Annotated in this window: 4 protein-coding genes and 1 pseudogene; 2 read left to right on the top strand and 3 right to left on the bottom strand. The window is 38.0% G+C overall.

The window, feature by feature from the left end:
• The 3 genes and pseudogenes from AACY61_RS07490 to AACY61_RS07480 form a co-directional block, all read right to left on the bottom strand.
• Positions 1-307, bottom strand: a pseudogene (locus AACY61_RS07490) (amidohydrolase); the annotation flags it as partial.
• A 73-nt stretch (positions 308-380) separates the two neighbouring features.
• Complete coding sequence (locus tag AACY61_RS07485) at positions 381-2,111, bottom strand: TonB-dependent receptor (RefSeq protein ID WP_339610958.1); 1,731 nt, start codon at positions 2,109-2,111, stop codon at positions 381-383.
• Complete coding sequence (locus tag AACY61_RS07480) at positions 2,101-5,121, bottom strand: tetratricopeptide repeat protein (RefSeq protein WP_339610956.1); 3,021 nt, start codon at positions 5,119-5,121, stop codon at positions 2,101-2,103. The genes AACY61_RS07485 and AACY61_RS07480 overlap by 11 nt, the downstream gene beginning before the upstream one ends.
• A gap of 163 nt (positions 5,122-5,284) precedes the next feature.
• Here AACY61_RS07480 and AACY61_RS07475 point away from each other — a divergent pair, with 163 nt between their 5' ends.
• Together AACY61_RS07475 and AACY61_RS07470 are read left to right on the top strand one after the other, a co-directional pair.
• Positions 5,285-5,761 carry a hypothetical protein gene (locus AACY61_RS07475; RefSeq protein ID WP_339610955.1) on the top strand — a complete coding sequence of 159 codons (477 nt, stop codon included), beginning with the start codon at positions 5,285-5,287 and terminating at the stop codon, positions 5,759-5,761.
• Between the two features lies 1 nt (position 5,762).
• On the top strand, positions 5,763-5,964 hold a 202-nt coding region (locus tag AACY61_RS07470), incomplete at its 3' end, for a hypothetical protein (RefSeq protein ID WP_339610954.1).

Genomic DNA, 5,964 nt, shown 5'->3' with positions numbered 1-5,964 from the left:
CTACAAGATTGACTACTCGCTGATTCAAACCCAGCCCGTAAAAATGGGCGTGTGCATCAATAAAGCCGGGCAAAATGGTTTTACCCGCAAAGTCATAGGTTTCTTTGGCATTGTATTTTTGGCTTAAGGAGGAAGTGGTGCCAACTTCAACAATTTTACCCTTCTTAACGACAAAGGCTTCTGCCTTGTCAAAAGAATCATTGACCGTATATATGTTGGCGTTCATCACCAAGAGGTCAGCTGGAAGCGTTTTCTTGCAAGAAATAAAAATGAACGCGGTTAGTAAAACCAGTATAATTTTTTTCATAATCAAATAAATAATAAGGTCTGTAAAAGTAGGATTTTTACAGACCAATTAAAAAATAATATTTCTTTCTCTTTTACCAATCAAATTTATAAGTCGCTCCAGCCAGGACCTGAATGCCCTGAACAGGTGTGTTCAGCCATTTTTCATAGGAATCTCCAAAGAGGTTACTCCCTTTTGCGAAGATACTCAACTGGTCATTGATTGCATAGTTCAGACGTAGGTTTGCATCAAGGTATGCGTCTAAGCTTTTAAATTCAGTTTCCCGTTCACCAACATAAAAGAGACTGAAATTAACGTGTAATTTTTCAGTAAAAGCAGCATTTGCAAAAAGTGTTGCTTTTAGCTCCGGTAAATTATACGCTTCCGGTAAGAGTTCCATGGAGTAATTTAAGTAGCTTGCATTCAATCCGATAGAAACACCGGAACTGATGTCTGTAATCAATTCGCCAAAGACTTCCAGAGTCGTTACATCATCATAAACCAACCCGAAAGAATTTCCAAATTCATAGCCTTCCATTGGGGTGAATGCCAATGGGTTTGCAAGGAAAAATGGCTTGTTGATTTCATTTTTATAGGAAGCCTTTAAATTATAACTTATCACGGATGTTATTTTACCATTGATTCCCGCAAAAGCGTCATATTGTTTATCAGTAGGTGCAATTAACAAAGTGGGAGAAACAAAAGGATTTTCTTGTGTGAAATTGAAATAGGAGTTTTGTTCAAGGTTTCCATCAACACCTGCATAAACTGTCATATATTCTTCGACAACTTTTACTGAGGCATTCACTTTTGGATAAATATAAAAATCATTTTCGGTATTTTCCATATCCATGACATAGACCGCTTTTGCCCCCAGTTTTAGTGAAAATGTTTCATTTTGAAATCTGATATAAGGTTGCAGTCCGGCAAAGAGGTAGCTGTATTTCAATTCAGAAACGGTGTTTTGATAGTTGCGGTCAAAAGTTCCGTTCAGGTAGTTAATTTCAACATCTGTTCCAATATCCTGTCCTCCCAGGTCAAATTGAAATTCGGGTGTTGCCACAAACCGGATTTCAGAAGAGTTATAAGAGTCACCAAAGTAACTAAGGTTTGCGTTTCCACCTGAAAACGGACTGTCTTGCATCGCAAGTCCGGCTGAAACTGAGGCTCCGAAGTAGGAATGATCAACACCAATATTATCAGCCATAGGTGCCAGCAGCGGAAAGTCAGTTGAAAGACCATACCAGTTATACAGTTGATGAAGTACCCCAAAGCCCAATTCGTAATTCATAAATCTGGAATCGGCCGTAAAATTTAAGTCGAGCGCAGTGTTGTAGAATTTATCATCGAGCAATACTTCTTTGATTCCACCCTGTGAGGAGTTATGCTTTAGAAACAAACTGAGGTTTTGACCCCTATTAACTTCAAAATTGGTGTAGAGTTCGCCCAGTACCGAAGTATAATTTCCAAATCCAAGGGTTGCATAGCTTCCAAATATTTTTTCCGGGCGTTTTCGTTCAACTGTGGTGGCCTTCCCTTTGGCCGGTGTAAAGGTTGATGCTACGGGCACAGAAAAAATACTGTAGTTCACTTCTTTTTTCTCAATGTCAAGAGAATCAAGGCTGGTGGGGTTTTCATTAATTTTAAAGGCATCGGAAACTGATGGTGTATAAGGTTTTACCACATTGATTACCTCAGTGCCTATTGTATCCTGTGCTTGAACAACAATTGCTATTAGCGAGAATACCAGGGGAATGTATTTTCTGAATGATTTCAAATTCATCGTTATTTTATGACTTAAAAAAATGGGTTTATTAATTCTCATTGGTTTCAACTGAAGCATTGGTTTTGGCTTCTTCAGCTTTAATTTTATTGAGTTCAAGAGTTGCTTCTTCACTAATTTCCGGGAAATTAGCAAAGTTTTCCAATACACTTTCCAGGATGTAAGTGGCCTGGTAGGCATCGTTTAAAGCATAAAAGTTTTTTGCCATTAACACCAGTCCTTTTCCACCCCAAATTTTGTAACCTGAAAAGTCCTTAGCCAGTTTTTGAACAGTAGTATTTGACTGCTTGAAAGCTTCATCTTTATTTTCAAAATAAGCCTGATAGTACAATGCTTCTGCTGCTAAAGCTCCGGTTGCTGTTTTTTGAACTTCTGCATATGCATTTTTAGCCTTTTGCTCATCGCCGGTTTGTATAGCCGAGCGTGCTATGATGCTATGGGCATCATTTATTGCTCTTTTTTCAGCATTGGAGTCTTTGAGTACTTTTTCTGCAAAAATCACTGCTTGTGCATAGTTTTTTGCTTCATAGTTGGCTTTCATCAGGTTTGACTGTGCGTAAATGATGTTTTGAGGTTTGGTTCCTTCCTTTTCCAACCGGTTTAACAAGGGAGTTGCTTTTGAAAATTCATTTTTCTCCAGATAGAGTTGGGTGACTCGCACCAGGGCCTGTTCTGAAAACTCACTGCGTTCTTTTGAAACCACATAGTTGTATTTTTCAATGGCCTTTTCATTTTGACCTGATGAAAAATACCGTTCGGCTAAATAAAAATTAGCGGGTAACAGGTGAATTCCGTTTGGAAAATCCTTCAGGTAGTTTTCGAGAAGTGCAATTGCCTGTGAATCATTCTGTAAATATTTTGTTTCAGCGGCTTCAAAGGTAGCCTGATCAATTTCAGCATCGGCAACTTCAACAAAATCGAGTGTTTGCACCCATTGTGCATATTCATTCACCCGTCCAAGGTCGATGTAAATCAATTTGGCAGAGGAGACTGCCTGTATTGCCTCAGGTGAGGAAGGGTAGTTTGATGCCACTGTTTTAAAAACGGTCAGTGACTCTTGATATTTTTCTGTATTGTTCAATATCAAGCCTTTTTTCAAAAGTGCTTTGGGCACATAACTACTCATAGGAAGGATTGAAACAAGTCGATCATAAGCTTTGATGGCTTGTGAATTATTATTAAGTGCCAGATGTGTATTTCCAAGTTCATAAAGTGCCTCGTCACGGTAGGTTGAATTGGGATAGTTGTTTTCAAACCCTGATAATTCTTCAAGTTTGGTTTGTGTTCTGTCAACAAATCCATAACTGATTGCTTTTTGAAATGCAGCATAGTCGGTTTGCACCCCACCGGCTGCTATCACTTTGTTATAGGCTTCCATAGCCGGCCAGTATTGACTGGTAACAAAATAACTATCTGCCAGTCTTAAGTTGGCGTCTTTTTGAAGGATTTTATCTGTACCTCCTTTACTTAGAAACTGTTGAAAAGCATTGATGGCTTCCTGGTAGTTTTTGATCTTGAAATAAGTATAGGCCAAGTGGTAATTGCTGTTTTTAAATTCGGGTGTAGCAGCGTTTTGTGGGAGTTGTAGAAACTGTTTAAATCCGATCAATGCCTGTTCAAAGTCGTTAAGTTGGTAGTCACTTTCTGCTTTCCAGAATGTAGCACGTGCAGTGATTGATGCATCCCGGGGCTCTTTCAGTGATTTATCAAAATGAACTTTGGCATCGCGATAATTTGCTTCTTCAAAGAGTTCAAGACCGCGAAAAAATGCTACTTTTTGTAAAGCCAGCTTGTTGGTAAAGCTTTTGTTATTCTCAAGCAAGTGCAATGCTGCTTTATAGTTTTTTGAAGAAATGTATGAGTCGATTAATAAATCCTGGATTTCTCCCTTATTATTGGTTTGTGGATATGTTTCCAAAAAAGCAGTCAGTACCTGTGGAACAGAGGTGTAGGCATTTCCAATTTCATAGCTTAGTTTGGCATAGTTATAAAAAGCATCTTCTTGAATCTGTGCACTAAAGTTCATTTCAGAAGCATTTTTAAAGGCGTTGAGGGCCTCTTGTTTTTTGTTTTGTTTAAGGTAAGAATCCCCTAAGTGGTAATAGGCATTTTGAGCAACTGCATTTCGTCCGTCAATTATTTTATTGAATTCTGAAATGGCGTTTTCATAGTCGTTTTGCTTGTAGTATGCATACCCCAGCTGGTAGTAGTCTGTATTGTTCCATTTTCCTCTCAGACCTCTATATTCACTTAAATAAGGAATTGCAGCCTCATACTGACCCAGGTTGAAATAGCTTTCACCTATAATTTTTGAAAGTTGTGATTGTTCCTGTGCATTTGATTTTCCGAATTGTTCTTTTCCAAGTTGAATGGCTTCTTCAAAATTACCCAGCTTGAAATTCATATCGGCCTGATAGTAGGAAAGGTTTTCTGAAAGGCGGTCATTTTCATCGATGCCCTCAAAATATTGATTGGCTTCCTGATAGTCATCCCCTTCATAAGCCATATATCCAAGGTAGTATTTAGCCTGAGAGCCAAATTCTTTGGAAGTTGAAATTCGGTTAAAATATTTTCTTGCTTCAGCGTTTCTTTTGGTTTGAAAATAGGCATATCCTATTTGAAAATAAAACTGTTCGCGCTGGGTGTAACTTAAATTGCTTTCATCTACTTTTTCAAACCATTTCAATGACTGTGGATAACGTCCTATTTCAAAATAATAGGTTCCTACCTCTTGAAAGGCGCTGTTTCTCTTTGTGCTGGTTGGGTATCGTGTCACAAAATCTTCCATCATTTGTTCGGCTCCTTGTTGGTTGAGTCTGATGGCTGCATTGGCAGCAAAATAGGCGCAATCGGCTTTCAGGCTTTCATTGGGCGTGTTTTTTTCCAATTCCAGAAACAGCGTTTGAGCGGCATTGTACTGCTTGTTGTTATACTTTGAAATTGCTTCCTGGTATGCAGCAAAATCAGTAGTATAAACAGCAGATTGTTGTGAAAAAAGCACTGTGGAAAACAGCATAAAGCAGTTTAAAAAAGCAATGCGTATTCTATTCATGGTTGTTGATTTATTGTTGATCAAATATATTGGATTCTTCAGTTATATTACCTGAATAAAACGTGAGAATTTTGTTAATGTTGCGTTTGATTTTGTAAATTGGTGGTTTGGGTTGTAGATTCGCAATAGCAGTCTGTTTCCTTCACCTAAAACCTTAAATTCTATGAAATCATCCTTCATATTCACATTGACCCTTGTGTTTTCAGTAATGGGGTTCAGTCAAGACATACAACATTTTAAAAACCTTATAGAAGCAGAAAATGGTTTTATTGGAATCAATACTACTGAACCTGACGCTATGCTGACTGTTAAGGGCGCCATTCATACTCAGGAAGTAAACGTAGATTTAAACGGCGCTGTGGCTCCAGACTATGTTTTTCAAACATATTTTTGGGGGCATTCAACTTTAAACCCTGCCTATCGTTTTCTATCGCTGGAAGCAATTGAACATTATATAAAGCAAAACCACCATTTGCCCAAAGTACCTTCGGCTGAAGAACTTGCTTCTGAAGGTCTTTCCCTTAAAGAAATGAATTTGGTATTGCTTGAAAAAATTGAGGAACTCACTTTACATACCATCTCACAGCAAAAACAACTGGAAGCACTCACAAAGCGAATTGAAGCATTGGAAAATGAATAGAATGCGTTACATTATATTTTTCCTGTTAGGTTTATTTGGAACCTTTGCCCAGGAATCCAATACTGAAAAAGTAGTTTTCCATTATTTAGTAACCCTAACCCAACCAGAATCACTGAGTATTCAAACATTGGAAAATGGGAGATTAGAAATCAAAAGCCCTTTGAATAGCCGTGAAAACAGACTATTTAAAGAAAACTATGTTT

The organism is uncultured Planktosalinus sp., assembly GCF_963973675.1.
GTDB lineage: Bacteria > Bacteroidota > Bacteroidia > Flavobacteriales > Flavobacteriaceae > Planktosalinus.
Note: the sequence above shows the minus strand (reverse complement) of the source record. Positions and strands in the feature narration are given on the sequence as shown.